Consider the following 21637-nt stretch of genomic DNA (forward strand, 5'->3'; position numbering starts at 1 on the left):
TTTTATTAGTTAGCTTAAACTCTGGGTAATAAATCTCTTAACCAAAGTGCAGGTTAGTTAAAATAATAGATTGATAGCAAGGGCTATAAATACAATGCCGGTGATCCTATCAATCCAAAGTTGGCTATTTGGGTTACGTCTAAAAAACTGTGCAATTTTGTCGCCAAAATAAATATACGTGCAGTCAATCGGAAAAGCAAAAATAGGGTAAAGCAAGCCAAAAAAAGCGAGTTGAAAAGTAGCAGATGAAAGCGTTGGATCTACAAATTGCGGAATAAATGCAATAAAGAATAATGCTACTTTAGGGTTTAATACTTCAGTCATCATGGCCTGAAACATGACATTACTTTTTTTACTGGTACTTATATGCGGTTTATCGGTTTGCTTGCCTTCAGATATAGGCTTTGGCTGCTTTAGCGTGCCTTTAATCATCATAAACCCCAAATAACATAAGTATGCTGCGCCTGCATATTGCACTGCCGCATAGGCGCTAGGGGAAGCTTTTAGGACTGCGCTTAGGCCTACAACAGCAAATAGAGTATGAATAACCCCACCTAATGCAAAACCAAAAGCACTTTGCATACCGGCGCTTCGACCATTAGCAAATGTTTGTGCCATCAAAAATGCATTTGATGGCCCAGGTGCTACCGCCATTAAAAAGCTGGCTAATAAAAACGAGACTAAAAAATCAGGATTGATCATTGAGCGCTTTTAGTTGGGTGTAAAGTATGTGCTTTTTTGCTCATTAAAATAATCCAAAGCGGAACTAGTAATAATAAATGAAAAGCAATTAACCACGGTGTACTTAACCCTAAATATTGGGTTAAAACAACGAGTATACTCGCGCCACTCATTTGCATAGCACCAAGTAATGCCGAGGCTGTGCCTGCTTGTTTAGGAAAGCTAGATAGAGCCATACCTGCAGCTGAGCCTAAACTTAGAGCAAAGCCTAATGCTGCAATTAAAATAGGTAACATAAGCGCAAATGCCGTTTCTATACCGCTAAGGGCTAGCATTAAAACGCCTGAAAAAACCAGTACACTCACACCGACACGCAAAGCACGTTGGCTATTTCGTTTAATGTACGTTGGTAAAATAAAACTAGCGACAATACTTATTACGGCGTTTAACGTAAACCAAAAAGTAAAGTCGGCTACTGTGCCGCCTAAATGCGTAATAAGCCAGCCTGGTGCGAGCGTTACATACACTAATATTGCCGACATTGAGACCATGCAAATTAGGCTATTAAACAAAAATACCGGTGTTTTTATAATAGGTGTAAAGCGACGTAAATCTAAAATATGCCCCTGATAATGGCTATCAGCAGGACGCGTTTCTCTAAAAAAGAATAGCGTAACAACAAGGCCTACAATGGCAAACGCGGTTAAAAACATAAAGTTCATACGCCAGCCAAATTGTACGGTAAGCCAAGCTCCTAAAATAGGTGCCATTGCCGGAATAAAGCACACAATCCCGTTAAGGTAAGTGATCATTTGTCCACTTCGTTCACTACCATATTTGTCACGCACTATCGCAAATGCGACAACAAATGTGGCACAGGCTCCAAAACCTTGAAGGGCACGTGCAATCATCAATACTTCAAAAGAAGGCGAGTAATAGGCAAGTAATGCTGAGCCTGCATATAAACTTATACCCACTATAGCCACTGGCTTTCGGCCAAACCTATCGGCCAAAGGCCCCGCAATTAATTGGCCTAAACCTACTGTTAGCATAAAAATAGCAACGGTTTGCTGAACTTGTTGTTCTGTAACTGCAAATTGTTCTGCAATAGTAGGAAAAGCGGGTAAGTAAATATCGATTGCCATAGGGCAAAATATAACGAGTAACGCTAGGATAAGTAACAAAGTCATATTAGGTTTAGCGGGCTGTGTTTGCATTGAGTCTCCTTTTGCCGAGTATTTTAGGTGGGCACTCGTAAAAAAGAAAGGGCTTATGACCCCTGCATAGGTTGTCATTTTTATTTTTTGATTGGATTAAGCTAAAAAGGCAGTGTAAATGCACTTTTTAAAACTGGTCTGATGTGTTAATTTGAAAAAAGTAACTGTTGATGGAAAATAATAATGAGTAATAAATCCGCACTTGTACAAACATGGCATAAATTTAAGCGCCTACCGTTTGGGAATTGGCTTTTTACTAAAGCTGTTTGCTTTAAAGCGCCATATTTTGGTTCAATGAAACCTTACGTACTCGATTTGAGAGAGGGCCATTGTAGTGCGGTAGTTAAAAATCGTCGCAGCGTTCATAATCATATTGGAACTATTCATGCTATTGCGCAGTGTAACTTAGCTGAATTGTGTGCTGGTGTAATGGTAGATGCAACAGTGCCAGTTAAAACGCATCGTTGGATCCCAAAAGGCATGACAGTTAGGTATTTGGCTAAAGTAGATACAGATGTAAGAGCAGTCGCTGAAATTGATTTACCGCGTAAGTGGATTGATAAAGAAGACTTAGTAGTACCGGTTAAACTGTATAATACCCGCAATGAGCTTGTTTTCACTGCAGATATTACTATGTATATTACTGAAAAAAGGTAACTTACGTTAAACTGATTTGACTCAGCTTTTATCAGCGGCTTGTTTATTTACAAACGATAAGTCGCTGCCATCTTCCTTCAACAATGCTTTAACTTCTTTTGCGGGTTTAAGCTCTTTCGAAATTAGTTCAGGCTCTTCTTTTTCAAAGCGTTGCTTTAAACTACCTTCAATTACTGCGCCTGCATCAATACTCAATGTATCGTGAAACACATCGCCATGAACATGAGCGCCACTTTGTACTTTTACTTCACTAGCATTAATTGAGCCAATAACTTTACCCTTAACAATGACGCTTTTAGCTTCAACAATACCTTCAACAACACCCGTTGAGCCAATAACTAAATGCTCCACTTTTATATCGCCATCAATACGGCCATCAAGCTGTACTTCACCTTGGCTAACTAAAGTGCCTGTAAGGCGTACGTCTTCAGAAATAATAGACGGTGTGTGATTTACTCTTTTTAAATTAGAGCTAACTGTTTTTTGTTTTTTTCTACCAAACATGAGAAAGCGCCTTTGTTATTTTTAGAGGATTGACTTGTTTACCGTTAAGTAATACTTCGTAGTGTAAATGAGTACCTGTACTTCTGCCTGTGCTGCCCATTAAACCAATTACGTCATGTTTAGTGATTAACTGACCTTTTTTTACTTTAATTTTATTTAAGTGTCCAAATCGAGTCACTAAGCCATTTTTATGTTCAAGCTCAATAAAGTTACCATAACCACCATTGCGACCGGCACGAAGCACTACAGCGTCTGCTGGGGCGAATATTTCGGTTTTATGCCAACCGGCTAAATCAATTCCTTTATGAAAGGCATGATTACTATTCATTGGATCTTTTCTAAGACCAAAACTACTCGAAATATAATATTTAGCTTTAGCTAAGGGGAGGGTGTTTGGTAGTTCAGTTAAAAAGTTTTCTAAATTATTTAATGCTAATAACTTATCAACGATGGCTAAAAAGTGGCTTGGAATTTTTGTTTCGTTAAATGTATCAAGTGGGCCACCTTGTGCGGTTGTTTGGGCACTTAATATTAAGTGTTGCTCAAGCGCTGACTCAATTCCTGCGCCTTTAACCATAGCTAAAATAGCTTGGTGACGTTCGCTAATTTGGTTATCTAAAAAGTTAAAGCTTTGTTCATAATGATTATTCAAATTGGCAATTCTTGTTGCGAATGGAATTGGAGCTATTAACTGCGCCTGCTTACTTTTTGGATTTTCATCGACTAATGGTTCGTGAAATTCATTGCTGCTTTCATTGATTGGCACGTCAAGATCTGAATCAAGCTTAATAACGTCTTTGCTAATCGAAGCGGGAAGGGACTCTATCATGCTTTGCAGTAGCGCCTGCTTTTGCTCAAGTATCGCAAGTTGTTCTAATTGCGTTGCTTGCAGGGCTTGCTGTTCACTGACTTTTTGTTGCCAAAGTGTTTGCTTGTTTATTTGACTTTGTTCTATGTCAGATATTTTATTAGTTTGTGTGTAAACACGAAAGCTCGAAATACTCAGCCAAGTAAAAGTGGCTAAAATAAGCAACGCTACAAAAAGTTGAAACCAAGAGGCTAAAACAACATGCTTAACTTCGCCATTTTGGCGAATAAGTAGCTGTCGAGCTGGGAAAAATTTATGATAAAAAGACTTTATAAATACTGACATGGCATATAAACACTGGCTATTAACCGAATTAAGATAGCAATTTGAGTTAAAAAAGCTAGAAAAAAATTGTAACTGTTCAAAAATTAATAAAAAAGGGCTGCTTTTAGTAAGCAGCCCTTTTGATAATTTTTTTAATACTCGTATTACTTTGTAGGCAGTACTGTGCTCTCTACAGAGCCAAAACCTATGCGTGCATAGCCTTCTTTTTCACACCAGCCGCGCATAATAACGTTATCGCCATCTTCTAAAAAGCTACGTTGTTCGCCATTGCTTAGCGTAATTTTTTCTTTACCGCCACGAGATAGTTCAAGTAAAGAACCCGCTTCTTCGTGCGTTGGACCAGACTGAGTGCCCGAACCTAACATGTCACCTGGCATAAAGTTACAGCCATTTACTGTGTGGTGAGTAACCATTTGTGCCACAGTCCAGTAAGAGTGCTTAAAGCTAGATGTGGATACGCGCGTTGGGTTATGGCCTTCGCTACGCATTTTTTGCGTTTGAATTTTAACATCCATTTGAATATCAAAAGCACCTTGGTCGCGATTCGCTTTTGACTCTAAATAGTCCATAGGCTGCGGATCGTTTTCATCACGCGTCCAGCTTGTTCTATAAGGCGCTAGCGCTTCGGTTGTAACAATCCAAGGCGATACAGTTGAAGCAAAGTTTTTAGCTAAAAATGGACCAAGCGGTTGGTATTCCCACGCTTGCAAGTCACGTGCTGACCAATCGTTAAATACACAAAAGCCAAATACGTGGTTTTCAGCATTTTCGATAGCGATTGCATCGCCCAGTGCATTGCCTTTACCTAAGTAAATACCCAGCTCTAGTTCGTAATCAAGGCGTTTACAAGGACCGAATGATGGCACTTCTGCATCAGGCGCTTTAGTTTGGCCTTTAGGGCGATGAAATGTTTGACCCGATACGTCAATAGATGAAGAGCGACCATGATAACCAATAGGTACCCATTTATAGTTAGGTAGTAATGGGTTATCAGGGCGAAACAAACTACCCACAGCAGTAGCATGATAAATAGAAGTGTAAAAGTCGGTGTAATCGCCGATACGACAAGGCAAAGAAAACTCTATGTCAGATTGTACAACAAGCGTATCGCTAAGCGCTTGTTGGTGCTCAGAGCCTGCTCGTAGTGCTTTTGAAAGCGCTAAACGCAGTGCTGACCAATACTGCCCCCCTAAACCCATAAATGTATTTAGAGTTGCTTCACTTGCTGCATCAGCGGCTGTTTTAGCGTCACCTGTTAAAACATTTAATTTACTCAGTTTTGCTAAATCAATTACTTGGTCACCAATTGCAACACCACCACGAAAGGCCTCATCAGACCCTTTACGGCGAAACTCTGCAAACGGTAAGTTTTGAATAGGGAAGTCGCAATTATCAACATTAGCTGACTCTACCCAGCTGGTTAAATTAATATCGTGGGTTTCGTTAATTAGGCTCATTACATTTCCTTTGGATTTTACTGTATGGCGACAAGGTATAGTTTATTTAATCATACTTGTACTTGGCGCCATACTTTTTAAATATTAAAACGACAAAAAGCAGCGAAGTTCGCTGCTTTTAATTTACTCAAATATTTTATAAAACGCCGCGACGCTCTTGGTCGCGTTCGATTGATTCAAATAATGCTTGGAAGTTACCTTCACCAAAGCCACCATCATCAACGCGTTGGATCATTTCTATAAAGATTGGACCAAATAAGTTTTTAGAGAAAATTTGTAATAAATAACAATTTTCACTTTGGCTATCTACGAGTATCTGGTGCTTACGAATTTTTTCTTTATCTTCAGCAACCCAAGGTACTCGGTCAAAAATAGTATCGTAGTACTCTGGGATAATATCGAGCGTTGCAATTGTTGATTTATCAAGCTTATCAAGAGAACTTACTAGGTCATCTGTTAAAAACGCTAAATGTTGAACGCCTGGGCCGTTGTACTCACCAAGGTATTCATCAATTTGGTTGTTATCGTTACCTTTACCTTCGTTTATTGGAATAGAGAAGGTGCCACAAGGTGATTTTAATGCATACGAAATAAGCGCTGTTTTTTGACCTTTAATGTCAAAGTAGCGTACTTCTGTAAAACCAAATACGTCTTTATAAAAGTTAGCCCATTTTTCCATGGTGCCTTTATAAACGTTATTGGTTAAATGATCGATTCGGATAAAGCCTTTATCTTCTACAACATTTTGCGTTTCTAAATCTTCAAAATCACTTTCGTAAATAGTGCCTTTGTCGCCAAAATTTTCAATAAAGTAAATTAGGCTGTCGCCAATGCCATAAATTGCAGGGTAAGGCATGTTTTTATGTGTTGAATCAGTGGCTGGTTTTGCACCACGCTCTACTGCAGTTTCAAATGCTTTTTGCGCATTCTCAACACGCCAACCCATTGAACAAATAGCAGGGCCATGGCTTTTAGCAAATTCTGCAGAAAAACCTTCACGCTCGTTATTCAGTAAAAAATGAATATCGTTTTGGTTGTAATAAACAATGTCTTTACCTTTGAATTTTTTAAGCTTAGAGAAGCCAAAATCAGTAAATACTTTATCCATATAATCAGCATCAGGTGTTGCGTACTCGGTAAATTCAATACCGACTAAACCTAAATAGTTATTTACTTCACTCATTATTATTACTCCCGCAATTAAGCACTGCGATTATGTGTTGTTGTCATATTGCAGTAGATAATCAACCAGATTTTTGATTTGGGGAAGGGGGAGGCACTATTTAGTGTGTAGTGTATGTGTAAATTTTATAAGACGGTTATTATAAAGTTACGTGTTTGTAATACAGTTAAGTAAAATGAAGTTATACGCCATAGGATTGAATAGTGGTTTTTATTCTTAATTTGTTGTTTTTAAATAATAAAAAGGAGGGTTCACCTGCATGAAGCCTCCTTTTAGAATGAACAAGAAAAAGCTTAGTTGTATTTAATTGTTTACACTTTTAGAGTTGCCACCAAAGAACTTGTTACGTTGCTCAATCCATTGGTTTGTTTTTATCGCTGGCGCAGCTTGATAGTGACGTTCAATCGTTTGATTTAACACTCGCGTCGGTTGCTCAAAGGACAACTTTTGTTGTGCGCCGCCCATACTTTTAATTTCATCTCTGGTCATAGCACGTCCTGCATAAAGCAGCGAGTTTAAGTACCCTGGTACTGTCTCGTAATTGTTATCTGTCAAAAGTAATACAGATTGATTGAGTGCCCAGCGACTATCGATTTCGCCATCCTCTTTTACGCCAGCAAGTTCTCCATCTATATAGACTTCAAACACCCCATTGGTTGGTGCTGTATAAAATACAAAAGCTATACGATGCCAAGAGTCGGGTTGTGTATTGCCAAAATAGCCGCTATCGCTAGTTGCTTGCCCATAGCCGCCGCTTGGGTCAATAAACATATCGGCATCATCATTAAGATAATCAGTTGTATTGGCTTGCATAATTGCACGGTAAATATCTTTACCTTCTGCGGGCCAGTATAAATCCATTACCAAAGTGTAGTCAGACACCATTCCTTCATTTGCAAAGTCACCATTTGCTGGTGTGTTTAAGTCAATAAGTAAGCCTTCTGTTGGAGCGTGGCGAGAAAACGCCATAACACCTGAAGGACCATTACTTAAATCATCAATATTTAATTGAGTCGTGGTGCTATATTGTGTCTCTGCAGTGCCCCAATTTGTTTCATCTGGATCAAAGTAGCTAAGTATCGAAGGTCCAAAATCAGCAGCTAACGGGTTGTTAGTATCGTCAAAATTCCATACGGTTACATTTGCTAAGTTGTTGCATGAATAAAGTTCGGTGTCAGTGTCAAGGTGTAGGCACTGACTTGTTCTGGCACGTGCATATTTATCAAGTAGCCACCAAGCTTCGGCTATTGGCTCTACGTTTGAGAATGTAACACTATTAAAAAATAAATCAGGATTTAAAGCTGCCCCTTTAAATAGTGCAACTTCGTAATTATTAGTAGGTTGTATATCTTCAGGTTTAAGTAAAAACCAATCTGGTTGACTTGCAAACATCGTTGTTAAGTCGCTTCCCGATACTGTTACTTTATAAATAGAGTTAAACCCTGGCGTATTTGATGGCTGCCTTTCTACGTAAAAAGCTTTATGGAAGTCTTCTTGAGTAAGTGTGCCAGGTGTCCAGCGCTTTTGTACTAGTTCAGGATTAAGTAATGCTGCGCTAATTGTGCTTGAATGTTTTGCGGCTAAGGCGGTGATTTCGGCTAGCTGCGCATCAGTTGGGTAGTTTTCAGAAATAGCGATTTCAGTTTCTGCATCGGGAGCATAACGCCCCATTATCTCATCTATTGCTAGTTTTGTTGTCTCATCACGTTCAACAATTGTATCGGTTTCAATCGTTTTGTAATCAACAACTGGAGATGATTTATCAGCTAAATTAAAATTAAGCGTTAAGTCAGTAATACCTTTAGCGTAAAAGTCCGGTTGTAAAACAATAGCGCCGTTATCAAGGGTTGTGTAGCTTTCCCCACCGTGTGTATGGCCGCCAAGTACTAAGTCGATACCGGGTACGTTTGTTGCCATATCAGTATCTAAGCCTACACCTAAATGGCTCAACATAATCATGTAATCTACATCACCACTGTATTGGTTTACTATGCTTTGTGCGATTTGTTGCCATTGCCAGCTCATTTTAAATTGTTTAATAAAATCAGGGATCGGATCATCTTGAATTGGTTCATCTAGCTCATTCCACGGCACAGAAGTCATGCCAAACACACCAAGTGTAATACACCCTACCTGTACTTTTGCAAATCCTACGCCTGCAAAATCTTGTAGTTGCTCTGCTTCATAACGAGTATTACTAGCAAGTACGATTGCATTCTCGTCTTGGGAATAACTTAGTAATTTTTCTGGGCCCCAAGCATAATCATGATTTCCAACGACTCGTAGGTCAAACTGCATTGCTTTAATTGCTTCTTCTGTTGCAGTACCTTGTGATAATTGCTCAGCAACAGTGCCTTTTTCATAGTCGTCACCACCGTTTGTAAATAAGGTGTGCGGGGTTTGGCTTGCTACTTGATTGTAGTAGGCTTTTATACGACTGAAATATTGCTCTTCATAGCCAAAGCGAGCATGTAAGTCTGCAACGTGGACAAACCTTACTGACTGCTCTGTTGCGTTAGCATCGCAAGTTGGGCCGATATTTGCGAAAGCTTCATTGCGCTGCATTTGTATTGCATATGTGCCCAATGTTGTTACTTGAGCGCTAACAAATCCATCTAAAACGATTGAATTTGTAACTGTGTCCCAATTAGCGCCCGATTGCTTTGCGATAAACAGTTGTCCGCCTAATGCATAGTCATCAGGGATTTTTATTGTAATGGTAATAGGTTTTGAAAGAGTAAGCGTGGAGGGCGTAAGTGCATGTAAATCAGAAATTATATTTTGTTGTATATTCGTCTCATCTAATAATGTTTTCTCGTAGGTAAGCTCTACATCACTAGAAATAGCACTGGAAGGTGCATTAAATATAAAATTGCCTTCGTCTAATGTAGCGTCTAAACCATTAGCGCTTGATAGTGTTAATTTGCTTGGTTCAGGCTCAACAGGATCGTTTGGATTAACCGTCACTTCATCGCCGCTACCACAGGCAGTTAAAATAAAGCTAAGAAATATAAATATAATAACACGTGATATCGTTAACGATTGCATCTACGGATGTCCCTGAGTCTATTCAATAACCAATCAGGACATAATATCAGTTAACGGGAGCAGGGCAAAGTTGAATAAAAAATTCCCCCATAGGAGCTATGGAGGAATTGTCTTAGGTTATATTGCTACATTAAAAATAAACAATAATTAAGAGGCTTTCTCTTCTAACCCTTGTTTTTCCCATACTTTAGCTTTAAAGGTCATTAGTACTAAAACAACACCAACACCAATGCTAAATAATGCAATTTGTAAATATAAGTTAGGAATTTCATCAACATTATTCGGATCGAAATTACCAGCAAGTAAGCCTGCAATAATATTACCGATTGAGTAAGTTAATACAAATACACCCATCATTTGACCTGTGTAACGTTTAGGCGATAACTTACTTACAGCACTTAACGCTACAGGGCTTAAACAAAGCTCACCCACTGTATGTAAAAAGTACGTAGTAACAAGCCAGTAAGGCGCTACTTTTAAACCTTCAGCTGCGTAATGAGCCGCCATAAACATAACTAAAAAGCCAGATGCCATGATAATTAAGCCAATTGCACATTTAACGCTGTAGCTAGGTGACACTAAGCTTTTAGATAAGTTAATCCAAAGCGCTGCAAAAAATGGCGATAAAGCAATAATAAACAGTGAGTTTAATGATTGAAACCACGTTGTAGGGATTTCAAAAGTACCAATAAGACGGTCAGTATAATCGCGAGCAAATAAGTTTAATGATGAACCCGCTTGTTCAAAGCCAGACCAAAAACATGCAGATGCAATACAGACTAAAAATAGTGCCCACATTCTTTGTTTTTCAGCATCTGTTAATTTACCTGTAAAGTAAATAACACCAAAATAAACAAAAAAGATAATAGTAAATACAACAGCTACGTACCCTGCAACCACTGTTGGATTGATTACAATTGCGCCGGTCATTGCAGCCGTAGTAACTGCAGCAGCTGCAATTACAAACGCAGCAATACCAACCCATGCGCGAGAAGTGCCTTTAGGACCTAATGGATTAGCTGGTAAAGCGCTATGCTCTGGTAAGTTATTAAGTGAGCGCTTATATTGCACCAAACCAATAGCCATACCAACAGCGGCTGCACCAAACGCCCAGTGCCAACCTACGTTTTCCATAAAGTAACCACAAACGTAGTAACCAATTAAAGAACCTAAGTTAATACCCATGTAGTAAATAGCGTAACCGCCATCACGACGCTCATCAGCATCACTGTATAGTTGGCCGACCATTGCGCTGATATTTGGTTTTAGCAAACCAGTACCTGTCGCTACAAATATTAAGCCAATGAAGAAAGAATAATCATGTGGAATAGCCAAAATAATATGGCCAATCATAATGATTATACCGCCATACCAAACTGCTTTTTGACCACCAAACAATCTATCTGCTAGCCAGCCACCTGGTAAACCTAAAAAGTATACCGCACCTGTGTATAAACCATAAATTGCAGCAGCTGAGGCAACAGTAAAGGCTAAACCTTCTTCTTGTAAGCTTGCTGTCATGAATAATACGAGCATAGCTCGCATACCGTAATAACTCATTCGTTCCCACATTTCAGTGAAGAACAATGTTGAAAGTCCTTTAGGGTGGCCAAACCAACCACTATCTGGAGCTGAACTCATATTTACTTCCTAACTTTAAGTATTGTTATGATGGCCTTATAATTTTTTGCTTTAGCTATTTTAGAATTTGTAACCACTAAAATGCTCGACCATCAGTATATTATTTGTAGCTAAGATAATGATTTGCTATATGGCAGTAACACCACAAGGTAAGAGACACACCCTTATCCTAGTTACAATTGCGCTCAAGTATACATATACCTTAGTGCTAGGGGAAGTATTGCGCGGTGTATCACCTTATGCCAAGTTAGAACTCAGCATAAGGAACAATAGGGGTGCCTGGAAACTCAAGTGTTCCGTACACAGGATTAAAGTAGTAACGTATATAAAGCTGACCAAAATTTGGTTCGTAAAAGTCAGAACGATCGATGGCTAAGTAACCACCAAAGAACCAATTCGGCGTTATTCTATACTCAAAACTACCTTCAAGATTATATGAAACACCAGAACTTGTTTCACCTTCAAATACAGGATCAACACCTGTTATTGACTCTCTATCATATGCAGCTATTTGCAAATCGCCATCATTAGGGAAGAAATCAATAGATTGAGTTTTTGTTTGCGAGTACGAAACACCGGTTTTTAATCGATAAACAAAATCATCGCCCCAACGCGCGTCATAAGTGAGTGGCACAGATAAACCTACATAGTTTTGTGGGCTGTAATAACCACCATGGCCCCATGTTTCTTCACTTAAATTATACTTGTATGCCCAATGTAATAAGCTAGCGCCTGAGGTGAATTCACGCTCTTGATTGCTAATTACACGGTAATAAGTACCGCCCATCATACGATAGCGTTGGTTGTCTTTTACATTTTGGCCTTTATATAGGGTAAAGTCGGCGCTTGACCAAAAACCCCATTTTCCGCCTAAGTCGTGCGATAAATTAGCTGTTAGGCCTGTAGAGCGTACGCCCCCCCAAACTTCACCTGTATTTACATCTTTTAAGCCCGCATAAGAAAGCACTGAATTTGTAACTGGGCGTTTTTCAAGTTCTAGGCTGTATCCAAAGTCGCCAAAACTGTCTGCGTAATTTACACCCCATACAATATCTTCAATTAAAAAGCCAAGTGGAGTAGTGCCTACATCTACACGCCAGTTTTCGTTTTGCCAACCAATACCTATATCTACACCACTTTCCTCTGGTGTCACTTCATCGACTGAACAAGTGAAAATACATAAAGCACCTTGTCCGTAGCGACTACCAGCGAACTGCTCATCAAAGCGCGTTGTTTGTGCGCTAATAGTAGTCGGGTCTACTTTAATAAATCCTTGGCCTTGCCAAAGTGGAAAGTAAGCTTCAATCGGTACTAAGCCCGCACCAAGTGTTGCTTCACTTTCGGTACTTGTTTGCCCACTAAAGTTAACACCCATGGCAATGTAGGCTTGGTTTTTGTTTTGCTCGTTTATTAGCTCACGTTTAGCACCGTTTACATACCATTCATCGTTTTCATCTATTTTTAAAAGCGCTCCGTAAAGCTCTTTTTCGTTTAAAGTACGATTAGGTGACAGGGTTTGTGCGTACCAAGATTGTGCTTGTTCGGTTTCGTTGAATTTGCTGGCTACTTGAGCGCCTAAATAACGTAGTTCTTGATCGTTGGGTGACTTTTCAACAAGTTGCTTAGCTAAATAAAGTGCGTCTCCAGAGTAATTAAACTCATTGAGAGATGACATGATTTGGCGTTGCAAATAACCCTCTTGCGATGTGGTTTGCGCTATCGCTTTTTGCGTAACTTCTTTTGCTTGAAAGTCGTCTCCAAGTTCTATGTATGCATTAGCAATAGCGAGTAGTGCTTGAGGCTCTATGGTTTGTTTATTTTGTACTTTTTGCTGATACAAAATAACGGCCGCTTCATATTGTTCTAGCGCTAAATTTGCATTAATAAGGGCAGTAGTTGTTGCTGGAATATCTTTATATTTTTGATCAAGCTGATTGAGCTTAGCAATTAAATCACTGCCAGTGTAAAACTGGTTTAGGTAGTTATTTTGTAACTGAACATATTGAGCCGTTTCGTTTTCAGAAGCGCTTTCTGGTAACACGTAACCCTCAAACCAGCGTTTTATTTCAACTTGGTTACCTTGCTCTAGTATCCACTGGCCTTGTAAAAGGTGCCAATAAGGCGACAAAGATGAGTCAGATGAAAGGGCACTTGAAAGTAATTTAAGAGCATGTCGTTTTTCATCAATTTTGTACCAACTATTAGAAAGCTCAGCTTGCATTTCAGGTGTTAGCTCTCTTGCTTCTAAGTTACTTAAATGGTAGATAGCGACAGATTTATTTTTTAAATCAAGATATTGCTGACTTTGCGTAAGAGACTCGTTAAGCAACAATTGCTGCTCTAAAGCAATAATATCTGTATCTCGATTTTTAAAAGGAATATATTTAAGTGTATCTAAAGCACCTTCATAATCATTTATAGAGCGCAAAAATAAAGCATGGCTATATCTAATTTGGGGGTTTAGCGGAAATTGCCACAATACATTATTAAATAAATCACGTGCTTGTTGAGTGAGGCCTTTTTGTTGGTATATAAAAGTTAAATCGTAATATAACCAAGGTTGCTCAGGTGAAAGCTCAATAGCTTGCTTAAGTAATTCTTCTGCTTTTTCTAGCTCTCCACCATTAGTATACTGACTTGCTTTATCTCTTAGAGTATTACTGGTAGCTAGTGCATATGAGGGGTAGATTAAATCTCGTTGCTTTGCATTTAATGAATTATAAAAGTTGCGAATTGATTTTTGGTTTTGATCTAGTTGCGCGATATTTAATAAGCCAAGTAAGGCATTTTCATATAAAGGATTGGTTTTTAGGGCAGCTTGATAGGCGGTAGCAGCTTGTGTGTAATTTCCTTGAGCTACTAGTAATAGGCCTTTGTTATAAAGAAAAGCTTCTTGGTCATGATTTAATTGCTCAGCTAGATTTAGTTTTAATTGTGCTGTTTTAAAATCAGATTGCTCTATAGCATCTTCCATTTCAGACATATACAGCCAAAACTTCGCAACTGTCGCGAGTTCTTTAAGTCCTTCACGCTCATCAAAATTAGGTGTATATTTTTGCGCGGTAAAAAAATAGTAATAAGATTTTTTGTAGTCGCTTTTCGCTAAATACAAATACCCTAAGCTGCGCATAATTTCTTTATCGGTTGGCCGCCCTTTTAAAGCATTTAATAGTAGGGGCTCAGCTTCTTTTAATTTTTTATTATTAAGTAAACGATCACCTTTAAGCCAAAGCTGATACGCAGGATCGGCAAGTAATGCTTGCCTTACTTTAAAATCTCGTTGGAAATCTTCGTATTGTAACTTACCTTTACTACTAAATGGGTACACAGAGAAGTATCGTTGGTATTGCTCAACTGTATTTTGAGTAAGATCCATGCTCTTAAGAGTTGCAAGCCAAATAAACTCAACTTCATTAATAAAAGAAGGGCTAGTTCCGTAATTACTTAAAATATCTAAAGCTTTATTATTTGCTGGGTTTTTCCTCAGTAAATGGCGAGCATAAGGTATTTCTACTTGAGCGATATTAGAATAGCTTTTTAATAACTTTTCATAGCCTTTTTTAACACTTTTCCATTGGTCGCTGTCTTGCCCATACCAGCTTAAATGCTCAAGCTCGTAATTAAGTGTAGGGTAGGTGTTTTTAAATATTTTATTGTATATTTCACGGGCTTGTTCATAACGTCCAGCTCGAGAAAGTAGCCTAGCTTCATGAATTAAAGATTTATCTTTACCCTCAATACGAGAGAGTATTTTAAGTTTTTCAACACAAGGGGCTTGCTTAGTGAGTCCGTTATCTATTTTGCTTAATAATTGGTTGGCTTTCACTGATTCGCCATTGGCAAAATTATAACGCGCTACTGCGCACTGTGTTTCTATTCGGGCAGGGGCAATAGCGACTAGCTTTCGCAAGCTATCTTCAACTAGTTTTTTATTTTGCTGTGCTTCACCAATACCTATTTGGCTTAGTAACCAATCAACAGATTGCGTATCAATATCGTTGACTGTGTTAGCGCTTAATCCAGAGCTAAGCGCTAATGTGCAAGCGAGGGCAAACCTTAACGGCATTCAGTGCTCCATACCGGTTGTAGCGTCCCATCTGCTGTAATTGAAAAACGTTTATTTAAAGCACTTGCACCAAACAAGTTAAGTACGCTGTCGTAATAACGAGTCTGGGTAAATGATTTATCAATCATTAGTTTTTGCTGAATAGCCATTACTGTAGAATTATCGTTATTAGTCGCTAGTAAAGGTAATAGAGCTGAGTTAAAGCCTAGAGGGCCTCTTTTTTCAGATTTTCCTGATTTAGCAAAAGTATTTAAAGGCACGTAACCACGTTTATTAATTGTTTCTATAAAAGGGTTAAATTGCGCTAATAGCTCTTTTTTATAAGGTGCGTTGTCTGCCATCATACTTGCCCATAAATATACTCTAATAGCGTTGTAACTGCCCAAGTCGCTCGTTTTTTTATCGTAGTAAAAGCCGTTATCTGCATCAAACATTACCCAGTCAGGGCTAACACCTTGCTTTGCTGTATCTAAAATCAACTTTGCTGAGCCTTCGTGCAGTTGATGCCAAGGCGAGTGTGGATAAAGCTTTTTAAACTGCTGATAAATAAATAACGGTGAGTAGCTTGGGTTTAACTTAAAACGCTCATTATCAAATTCAAAACCAGTAGGGGCGGGTAGTAATGATAAACCTAGGCCCGAAATATAGGCGGTTTCTTCACGCATTATCCGTTGTGCAAGTACGGCTGCTAATATGCTGTAGCGGCGGTCATCCCAAAGAATAGCAGCTTGCGATAAACTATATGCTATCCATAAGTCAGAATCAGACGCTGGATTTGAATCTAAAATTCCGCCAACATTTTGATTGTTAACACCCCATTGCCATGCCGGTAAACGAGTGCTTAAATCACCCTCTGACAAATGTTCTTGCGTCCAATCCAGGACTAGGTCAAACATTGCTTTGTCATTTGCTACGACAGCAAAAAATAAGGCATAAGATTGGCCTTCAGAGGTTGTGACTTTTTGCTCACTCCCCAAATCAATAACGCGACCATCTTGGCTTATAAAGTTACTTTTAAACGTTTGCCATGCATCCCATGGTTGGCATTGCTCTATTTGTGCATTGGCATTAAAGGTAAATAATGCAATCACGGTAAAAAATACTTTAATGAGTGACTTCATTACTTATCTCCTTCAGCTAATCGCTTGTATGTTAATGCTTGCAGTAATCGCCATATTATAAATGAGATCAACAGTAGTGTTAAAATAGACAATAGCGCCAGTACAAATGGGTGATCCGATAAATGGAACCAAATTAGGGTATGCACAGGTATATGACCAACAAAGTATTGCTCATCAGTTTTAATTGTCTTAATGCCTTGAGAATTTATGACCGCAGCACTGCCTTTAATTTGCGCAAGAGCTTCTGAACTCATTAACGCATCATCTAGTAGAGTAAAGGCTTTTTGTGATGTTGCACTAAGCGATACAATTGAACGCTCTGAATCAAACGGTGATTGAAAGCCAGTAATAACGGCCATATCACCACTACTTTTTATACTTACTTGGACTTTATCTGTTGTCTGCTCATCGTAAGCACCATTGTATATGGCTTGTTTTATAGCGCGCTGATTATTATCAAGCAGGATATTGGTTTGCGCATCTTCATCTAAGTTATTAGCAATGCTATTAGGTGTTGCGATTACTAAGATGTCTTTATCATCTAAGTTGGCATCTTGATTTAAATGAGCAATGCTTATTCTATGAGCTGGGTAGCCTGTAATAGCACCAAAGTGGCCTGTTAAATTAAACAATACAGATAGTGCTTTAGGTGATGGAACTTCATCTATCAATACTAAAGTTTGTTGTAAGTCTGCGTATTTTGTAAATGGGAATCCGCTATTTGCAAATACATTTAAATCAGGTAAAGCCATGTAATGATCAAACCCACTTACATCAATGTTAGAATTTCCATCAATTACCCCGTACTCGCCACCAGGTGGAGCAACGGCACATTCGCCTTTTTTAAGTACTGCAAATCTAAAGTCAAAATTTAACTCATTTCGGCTGGCAAGATTAATACCGTTTAATGAAAAGTCTTCAGCGCTTTGCGTTGTGTCTGTATTAGCAATTAAAGGCAGCAACGTTTTAGCGGTAGTTAACGATGTGTCTTTTTTATCAAGTAAAAAACCACTTATAAATTCTTGGTTTATTAGCATGTTTAAACGTGAATTTAAGGTTTCGCTCTCTGGCGTATTACGGTATTGCAAAGTAATAGGAATACCTTTTTCACGCCAAGTAAATAAATCAGGTGCAAAACGAACATTTAATTTTATAGGGCCGTTGTTAAGACCCTCAGCTTGTAACTGAGTTGGGTAGTCAATAAGCTCGTCAAAGTGCACGGGACGATCGTTTCTTAGCCATCTCGGCGCATCATAAGCTTTACGCAGTGGGAGTTTGTTAATTGCCTCGATGCTTGCACTTCGACCAGTCATAATTTTATGACCAAATACAAGACCAGTGACCGCTGTTTTTAAGTCTTTTTCGTCACGCCCCAAAATTAACAGCATTTTATTGTATCTGTGAATAGGGCTTGAAATTAGCTCGACGGTTGGCTTTTCAACATCTGGATAATCTTTTAAAAAATCAGGTTTTGAGTCATTAGTAATAAACACCACACTATGCTGCTCTGGTGCTTTATTTAAAACGACTGGAAAGTTAGCGCCACGCCAGTCAGCTTGTGCGCCAAACCAACTAGATAAAGTTGCTGCAGCTTCTATTGCTTGTGTATTAGGTGTGCTTGCAAATACAAAAGGTAAGTTTAATTTGTTGTAATCTTTAGCATCAAAAAATGGTTCTGGTAAATATTCAAGGCGGCTATCAATTGCTAACTGTTTTTGATCAAGCGTGATGTGGCTTGATTTGTTTATTTCAGTCCAAATTGAGCGGCTAAAGTAATCTTGGCATCGTAAGTCGTAGTAGCCAACTAGTTCAAAGCGAATTTGGTTGTAGTCTTGGATGTATTTAGCATTTAGGTCTAGGCTATGACTTACCGTATTTTTTACAACACTTAATTGCTCATTAATAGGTAAAACAGTAACTAAGTTATCGTTAAAATAAACTTTTAAATGCGATACATTAGCCAGCAATGAAGGTGAGTTGGTGTACGAAAAGTTAAGCTTTAGATTAGTGCTTAATTTATCAATTCTATTTGTGAAATCGACTCGAGAATTATTATTCACGCCGTCGAGTTTATAGTCGTTGAACCCTAACTTTTCAAAGCTAAGACGTAAACTAGAAACCTGAGCGCTTTCAGGGTAGCCATTTACAAACATAGTTTTGTCGTGCATAGGCTCGATAGCGAGCACTTGATATGCGCTACTAATAAGTAACAATGTTAGAAATGTATTAAGTAACTTTTTAATCATAATTATTATGCACTATCGGTTTTTTTGGAGTAAATGAATTTATGTAAATGACAGTATTAGTCATAAACTTAATTATAGGTTGTAACGCTCTTGGGGCATGAAACAATAAATTACTAAAGCCCCGTAAACTGGTTTTTTGCACTTCTTTGAAGCTATACGATGGACGGTCATGTCTAAAGTTATTTTGCCAATCTAGCCAAGCATCTGCTCTGGAGAAAGTACATTGTATAAAAGCTCTTTGCTTTTCGAGGGATAAATCTTTAAGTGTAAGGCCAATTTGTTTTTTACGGGTATTACATACATACGTTGTAAACGAAAATTGCTTGTTACCGCGACTCATTAATAATTCAATTTTATCGTTAACGCGGCATAAATGTGCGTGTTCAGTCTCTATACCTACACCGTTATCTGAATAATCCGTTATTTTTACTTTTAAAGTATGGCCATTTGCTAAACGAACGCCGGCAGGAAAGTTTGCCTTTATACGATGCGAGTGCCTCACTTGGCGAGCCTCAGCAGCAACCGCAACCGCAGCACCCAAAATAATAATATTATAAAAAGCCCAACCCATACTTATTATAAGTACGCCAATCTGGCTTGAATCACCTAAAAACAGACGTAATACACCCACTATTATTCCAAGTAAGTTAATAAGTAAGAGAATTAAATACGGTTTAGAAATCCCCCAGTCGTAATGCTCTTCATCATTTAAACCGCCTTTTTCGGTTACGTTAAATTTACCTTTATTAGGATTAAATAAAGCAACGGTAGTTGGTTTTAATATGTACCAAGCAAGTACTGACTCATACACTTCACCCCAGAAGGAGTAACGGTATTTACCTTGAATGCGTGAGTTAGTCGCTTTTATTTGAATTAGTGTCGGTACCACATAGATAAAAATAGCAATAAAAGGAGCATAAATTATGTAGGCATTAAAATATATTAGCGCCAAAGGAGCTGTTAAAAATACAATACGAGGAATACCCGATAGGAAATGCAGCATTGCGTTTATATAGCATAATCGTTGAGGGATGCTTAAACCTTTACCCATCAATGGGTTATCAAGCCTAAATATTTGTGCCATACCACGCGCCCAGCGAATACGTTGGCCTATATGCGCTGACAAGCTGTCGGTAGCAAGGCCTGCGGCTTGTGGGATGTTTATATATGCAGTTTTATAACCTGCGCGCTGCATACGAAGGGCCGTGTGAGCATCCTCAGTTACTGTTTCAAATGCAAAACCACCAATGTTATCAAGCGCTTCTCGTTTTAATACGGCACAAGAACCACAAAAGAAGGTTGCATCCCACATGTCGTTACCATCTTGAATCAATCCATAAAACAACATGTTTTCGTTAGGGATTTGACTGTGGTTATTAAGATTTCGCTCAAATGGATCGGCAGAAAAAAAGTGATGCGGTGTTTGGACCAAACACACTTTACTGTCTTTTAAAAACTGTCCCATTGTCATTTGTAAGAACGAGCGAGCAGGAACGTGGTCACAATCAAAAATTGCGATATATTCGCCATCGGTATAACGCATAGCACTATTCATATTACCGGCTTTAGCATGATTGTTATCCGAACGCGCTAAATAACCCACTCCAATCTCGGCTGCAAAATCCTTAAACTCTGAGCGCTTACCATCATCTAATATATAAACATTTAACTTGTCTGCAGGCCAATCGATACTTAAAGCAGCGAGAGTAGTGGGTCTTACAACGCTTAACGGCTCGTTATAAGTTGGAATATATACATCAACAGTTGGCCATAGGTCAGTGTCTTTAGGTAAAGGCACTGGTTTTCGCTCAAGCGGATTAACTGTTTGAAAAAAACCTAAAATCAGTACAAGCCATGCATACGTTTCAGCAAGTAGTAAACCGCCACCTAGTGCAAGTGCAAGCGGATCATCCCAGTTTAAAGTCTCAGTGTAACGCCACCATAAGTAACGAGAAGACGTAGTTACTGACAGGGTGATCATGACAATGGTTGCCATTTGGCCTTTTACTCGTTTAAGTGCGTACGCAACTAATAAAATAAAGCTTATAAATACGGCTTGAGCTTCCAAGCTAAAAGGAATTGTAATGAATATTGCTAATAAAAATAAAATAAACGCGAGGATGACGTATTTAACTAATTTATTTTGCCATACACGTGCATCAGCCATGGCTTTAAATGCACTTTTTTTAGGGCCTTTTTTGTTTTTTGATAGTAGGCGTTTTAATAATTTACCTAACTTTAAATCAAACCAACGTAATTGCCTTAAAAGGTAGCTAACGCCATCATAAAAATAATTAACTGCATCTTCTTTTACTGAACTAGATTTAAGCTGATTTTTAAAAAACACTAAAAAAACACTTTGAATAATAAAGCGTAATATATTGGAGTAAATATAGGTTCGGTAAGGCAGCCTTAAATGAGGGTAGTAGTTATAAAGGGTAAACTCAAAGCTGATTTTATGCTGTTTAATGTTTATAAATAGCGAGCTTAAAAGCGTAATAAAAGGCATTAAGAAAGCTTCAATTACATTTACTTTATGTTGATTAAAGTAGCTATGAAACTTAAATAAAATGTACCGAACTAACTTATCAGTAAATAAAATGCTCAGCAGCAAGTATAAAGTGCTGTGAATAGGGCGCTGATAAAATAGTGTAATGCTCATT

13 protein-coding genes are annotated in these 21637 nt (G+C 38.4%); 1 reads left to right on the forward strand and 12 read right to left on the reverse strand.

Translation table 11 applies throughout. The annotated features are described in order from the left end of the window. Positions 1–57: 57 nt before the first annotated feature. Both AAEY62_RS12780 and AAEY62_RS12785 read right to left on the reverse strand, forming a co-directional pair. Positions 58–702 carry a LysE family translocator gene (locus AAEY62_RS12780; protein WP_350635055.1) on the reverse strand — a complete coding sequence of 215 codons (645 nt, stop codon included), beginning with the start codon at positions 700–702 and terminating at the stop codon, positions 58–60. Next, positions 699–1898 (reverse strand): multidrug effflux MFS transporter, encoded by a 1200-nt coding sequence (locus AAEY62_RS12785; protein ID WP_101164158.1) that lies wholly within the window; start codon positions 1896–1898, stop codon positions 699–701. Before AAEY62_RS12785 ends, AAEY62_RS12780 begins: the two co-directional genes overlap by 4 nt. 183 nt (positions 1899–2081) lie before the next feature. Here AAEY62_RS12785 and AAEY62_RS12790 point away from each other — a divergent pair, with 183 nt between their 5' ends. Further along, on the forward strand, positions 2082–2555 hold the full coding sequence (locus AAEY62_RS12790) for a hotdog fold domain-containing protein (protein ID WP_350635056.1): 474 nt from the start codon (positions 2082–2084) through the stop codon (positions 2553–2555). Positions 2556–2576: 21 nt separating this feature from the next. Here the strand turns inward: AAEY62_RS12790 and AAEY62_RS12795 are convergent, their stop codons facing one another. The 10 genes from AAEY62_RS12795 to bcsA all read right to left on the reverse strand — a co-directional run bounded on the left by AAEY62_RS12795 (position 2577) and on the right by bcsA (position 21636). Further along, on the reverse strand, positions 2577–3059 hold the full coding sequence (locus AAEY62_RS12795; RefSeq protein ID WP_024607173.1) for a bactofilin family protein: 483 nt from the start codon (positions 3057–3059) through the stop codon (positions 2577–2579). Further along, positions 3049–4212, reverse strand: a complete 1164-nt coding sequence (locus AAEY62_RS12800) for a M23 family metallopeptidase (protein WP_350635057.1) — start codon at positions 4210–4212, stop codon at positions 3049–3051. The genes AAEY62_RS12795 and AAEY62_RS12800 overlap by 11 nt, the downstream gene beginning before the upstream one ends. A 143-nt stretch (positions 4213–4355) precedes the next feature. Next, entirely contained in the window at positions 4356–5669 is a 1314-nt protein-coding gene (gene fahA / locus AAEY62_RS12805; protein WP_282113975.1) for a fumarylacetoacetase, read from the reverse strand. 136 nt (positions 5670–5805) lie between these two features. Further along, positions 5806–6852, reverse strand: a complete 1047-nt coding sequence (gene hppD, locus AAEY62_RS12810; protein WP_010555129.1) for a 4-hydroxyphenylpyruvate dioxygenase — start codon at positions 6850–6852, stop codon at positions 5806–5808. A gap of 303 nt (positions 6853–7155) precedes the next feature. Continuing rightward, the gene (locus AAEY62_RS12815) at positions 7156–9900 is read right to left on the reverse strand and encodes a metallophosphoesterase (protein WP_024589438.1); all 2745 of its coding nucleotides are present in this window, start codon (positions 9898–9900) and stop codon (positions 7156–7158) included. A gap of 147 nt (positions 9901–10047) precedes the next feature. After that, the gene (locus AAEY62_RS12820) at positions 10048–11541 is read right to left on the reverse strand and encodes a peptide MFS transporter (RefSeq protein ID WP_024589437.1); all 1494 of its coding nucleotides are present in this window, start codon (positions 11539–11541) and stop codon (positions 10048–10050) included. Positions 11542–11788: 247 nt separating this feature from the next. Beyond that, positions 11789–15607, reverse strand: coding sequence for a cellulose synthase subunit BcsC-related outer membrane protein (locus AAEY62_RS12825; protein WP_350635058.1), 3819 nt, complete (start codon positions 15605–15607; stop codon positions 11789–11791). Further along, positions 15598–16728 carry a cellulose synthase complex periplasmic endoglucanase BcsZ gene (bcsZ, locus tag AAEY62_RS12830; RefSeq protein ID WP_350635059.1) on the reverse strand — a complete coding sequence of 377 codons (1131 nt, stop codon included), beginning with the start codon at positions 16726–16728 and terminating at the stop codon, positions 15598–15600. The genes AAEY62_RS12825 and bcsZ overlap by 10 nt, the downstream gene beginning before the upstream one ends. Continuing rightward, positions 16728–18974 (reverse strand): cellulose biosynthesis cyclic di-GMP-binding regulatory protein BcsB, encoded by a 2247-nt coding sequence (gene bcsB / locus AAEY62_RS12835; protein ID WP_350635060.1) that lies wholly within the window; start codon positions 18972–18974, stop codon positions 16728–16730. The genes bcsZ and bcsB overlap by 1 nt, the downstream gene beginning before the upstream one ends. Further along, positions 18967–21636, reverse strand: a complete 2670-nt coding sequence (gene bcsA / locus AAEY62_RS12840; protein ID WP_024589433.1) for a UDP-forming cellulose synthase catalytic subunit — start codon at positions 21634–21636, stop codon at positions 18967–18969. Before bcsA ends, bcsB begins: the two co-directional genes overlap by 8 nt. Between the last annotated feature and the right edge of the window lies 1 nt (position 21637).

Origin of the sequence: Pseudoalteromonas sp. GW168-MNA-CIBAN-0100, assembly GCF_040309225.1 — a bacterium.
In the GTDB taxonomy this organism is placed as follows: domain Bacteria; phylum Pseudomonadota; class Gammaproteobacteria; order Enterobacterales; family Alteromonadaceae; genus Pseudoalteromonas; species Pseudoalteromonas arctica.

What these genes read in the sequence shown, in the direction of transcription:
- AAEY62_RS12780 (WP_350635055.1), bottom strand. Translation starts at nt 702, where the DNA reads ATGATCAATCCTGATTTTTTAGTCTCGTTTTTATTAGCCAGCTTTTTA.
- AAEY62_RS12785 (WP_101164158.1), bottom strand. Translation starts at nt 1,898, where the DNA reads ATGCAAACACAGCCCGCTAAACCTAATATGACTTTGTTACTTATCCTA.
- AAEY62_RS12790 (WP_350635056.1), top strand. Translation starts at nt 2,082, where the DNA reads ATGAGTAATAAATCCGCACTTGTACAAACATGGCATAAATTTAAGCGC.
- AAEY62_RS12795 (WP_024607173.1), bottom strand. Translation starts at nt 3,059, where the DNA reads ATGTTTGGTAGAAAAAAACAAAAAACAGTTAGCTCTAATTTAAAAAGA.
- AAEY62_RS12800 (WP_350635057.1), bottom strand. Translation starts at nt 4,212, where the DNA reads ATGTCAGTATTTATAAAGTCTTTTTATCATAAATTTTTCCCAGCTCGA.
- fahA (WP_282113975.1), bottom strand. Translation starts at nt 5,669, where the DNA reads ATGAGCCTAATTAACGAAACCCACGATATTAATTTAACCAGCTGGGTA.
- hppD (WP_010555129.1), bottom strand. Translation starts at nt 6,852, where the DNA reads ATGAGTGAAGTAAATAACTATTTAGGTTTAGTCGGTATTGAATTTACC.
- AAEY62_RS12815 (WP_024589438.1), bottom strand. Translation starts at nt 9,900, where the DNA reads ATGCAATCGTTAACGATATCACGTGTTATTATATTTATATTTCTTAGC.
- AAEY62_RS12820 (WP_024589437.1), bottom strand. Translation starts at nt 11,541, where the DNA reads ATGAGTTCAGCTCCAGATAGTGGTTGGTTTGGCCACCCTAAAGGACTT.
- AAEY62_RS12825 (WP_350635058.1), bottom strand. Translation starts at nt 15,607, where the DNA reads ATGCCGTTAAGGTTTGCCCTCGCTTGCACATTAGCGCTTAGCTCTGGA.
- bcsZ (WP_350635059.1), bottom strand. Translation starts at nt 16,728, where the DNA reads ATGAAGTCACTCATTAAAGTATTTTTTACCGTGATTGCATTATTTACC.
- bcsB (WP_350635060.1), bottom strand. Translation starts at nt 18,974, where the DNA reads ATGATTAAAAAGTTACTTAATACATTTCTAACATTGTTACTTATTAGT.
- bcsA (WP_024589433.1), bottom strand. Translation starts at nt 21,636, where the DNA reads ATGAGCATTACACTATTTTATCAGCGCCCTATTCACAGCACTTTATAC.